General features: G+C 63.8%; 2 protein-coding genes and 1 pseudogene. All 3 read left to right on the top strand.

Annotated elements, in window-relative coordinates:
- Nucleotides 1-404, top strand: a 404-nt coding sequence (locus E5W87_RS22335) for a BMP family protein (protein WP_292402334.1), incomplete at its 5' end; no start/stop codon positions are given.
- A gap of 173 nt (nt 405-577) precedes the next feature.
- Nucleotides 578-2,104, top strand: a complete 1,527-nt coding sequence (locus E5W87_RS22330) for an ABC transporter ATP-binding protein (RefSeq protein WP_292402383.1) — start codon at nt 578-580, stop codon at nt 2,102-2,104.
- A 16-nt stretch (nt 2,105-2,120) separates the two neighbouring features.
- A pseudogene (locus tag E5W87_RS22325) lies at nt 2,121-2,356 on the top strand (ABC transporter permease); the annotation flags it as partial.

Genomic DNA, 2,356 nt, shown 5'->3' with positions numbered 1-2,356 from the left:
ATCCGGCCAAGGGCAGCGAGCTCGCCCAGGCGCTTTACGGCCAGGGCGCCGACATCGTCTACAACGTCGCCGGCCCGACGGGTGAAGGCGTGATGCAGGCAAGTGCTGCGGTCGACAAATACTCGATCGGCGTCGACATCGACATGTGCGGCACGGCCCCCGGAAATGTGCTCGCAAGCATGCTGAAGCGCGGCGACATCGCCGTCTACACGCTGATCAAGGACGAGGTCGAGGGCCGCAAGGTCACCGCTGGCACCCGCACCTTCGACCTCGCTTCGGGCGGCGTCGAGGTCAAGGTCTGCGATGATATCGCCCCGACGATCCCGGCCGATGTGACGGCCAAGCTGGACGAGATCAAGAAGGCCATTCTCGATGGCAAGATCGAGATTGCCAGGGCGAAGTAGGACAACAACAGCGCATCCTCCCAAGAAAGCGCTTGGCTGATCCGCTGCGACTTGCGGCGGATCAGCCTCAATCTGCGAGAGCCATGGTGTCGAACGCGTCGGGGTCTTCGACCCCCCACAATGCCGGCAACAATGCTGCCGCCGCCAATGTTGCCGGCCCTAATCTTGCTGCGATGGCCGTCGCGTTGACGGGCATCACCAAGCGTTTCGGCGCCTTTGTTGCCAATGACGGGATCGACCTTGCCGTGCGCAGGGGCGAAATCCACGCCATCATCGGCGAGAACGGCGCCGGCAAGACGACATTGATGAACATCCTGTTCGGTCTCCTGCAACCCGACGAAGGCTCAATCCGGTTGAACGACGAGGAGACAGTGGTCGCCGATCCCGCCGTCGCCATCAAGGCCGGTCTCGGGATGGTGCATCAGCATTTCAAGCTCGTTCCCTCGCTCTCGGTCGCCGACAATGTTTTTCTCGGCATGGAGATCCGCCGCCATGGGCTGATCGACCACGCCACGCAGATCGCACGCACCCGCGAACTGTCGGAGCGTTTCGGGCTGCGGGTCGATCCGACCGAGCGCGTCGGACTGCTCTCGGTCGGCATAGAGCAACGCATCGAAATCTTGAAGGTGCTGGTGCGCGGCGCGCGCACCATCATCCTCGACGAGCCGACCGCGGTGCTGACGCCACAGGAGAGCCGTGAGCTGTTCCAGACGCTGCGCAGCTTCGTGGCGGAGGGCATGACGGTGATCTTCATTTCGCATCATCTGGAAGAGGTGATGGAGGTCTCAGACACCGTGACGGTGCTGCGCAACGGCAGGAGGGTCGCGACCCGCCCGACGGCCGAGCTCAGCAAGGACGAATTGGTGCGCATGATGGTCGGCCGCGAGGTCAGCTTCGATCGCCGTCCGCGCGAACCGCAGCGGGGCGAGGTAGTCCTGGAGGTCAAGGAATTGTGGGCACGCGACGACCGCCGGTTGCCGGCGCTGCGCAACGTCAACCTCACGGTCCGCTCCGGCGAGGTGGTGGGAATCGCCGGCGTTGCCGGCAATGGCCAGACGGAACTGGCAGAGGTGCTTTCGGGCCTGCGGCCTGCAAGCCATGGCGTAGCCCGGCTGAAGGGCCGTAACCTCGCCGCCCTTTCCCCGGCGGAAATCCGCGAGGCCGGCTTGGCGCATGTTCCAGGCGATCGGATGGTGCGCGGGGTCGACCGCAATGCATCGATTGCGGCAAACATGCTGATGGGCCGCCAGCGCCGTGCGCCATGGAGCAGCAGTGGTGTGCTCAACTGGAACGCCATCGGCCAAAACGCCTCCAAGCTGATCAGGGATTTCGATATTCGCGCGCAAGGATCAGGCGATGCTGTCAAACGGCTTTCGGGCGGCAACATCCAGAAGGTCGTGCTGGCACGCGAATTCACCAATGGCGCCGACTTCCTGCTGATCGATCAGCCGACGCGCGGCGTCGACATCGGCGCGCAGGAAGCCATTCATGACGAGATCATGCGCCAGCGCGCGGCCGGCCGCGCAATCCTGCTGATTTCCGTGCAGCTCGACGAACTTGCCGCCCTTGCCGATCGCATCCTGGTGATGTTCAACGGGCGGATTATGGGCGAGGTCGCCGGCGATGATGCCGATGAAGACCGCATCGGCATGATGATGGCAGGCGTGGCCGTGCCGGAATTCGCCGCGGAGCCTGCATGATGCCGGAGTCTCCAAGATGAACGACCGTTTGCGTGCCGTTTCCGGTCAGATCATCGCCGTCGCCGTAGCGTTGCTCATGGGCGCGATCATCATCCTCATGGTCGGTGAAAGCCCGGTACGCGTCTTCATGACGCTGTTGCGCGGCGCCTTCGGCGATCAGGCAAAGATTGCCGGAACCTTGCTGCAGACGACGCCGATCCTGATCTGCGGCGTCGCTGCTTGCATCGGCCTGCGCGGCGGCATGTTCAATGT

The organism is Mesorhizobium sp., assembly GCF_004962925.1.
Lineage (GTDB): Bacteria > Pseudomonadota > Alphaproteobacteria > Rhizobiales > Rhizobiaceae > Mesorhizobium.
This window is presented reverse-complemented; position numbering and strand designations above follow the sequence as displayed.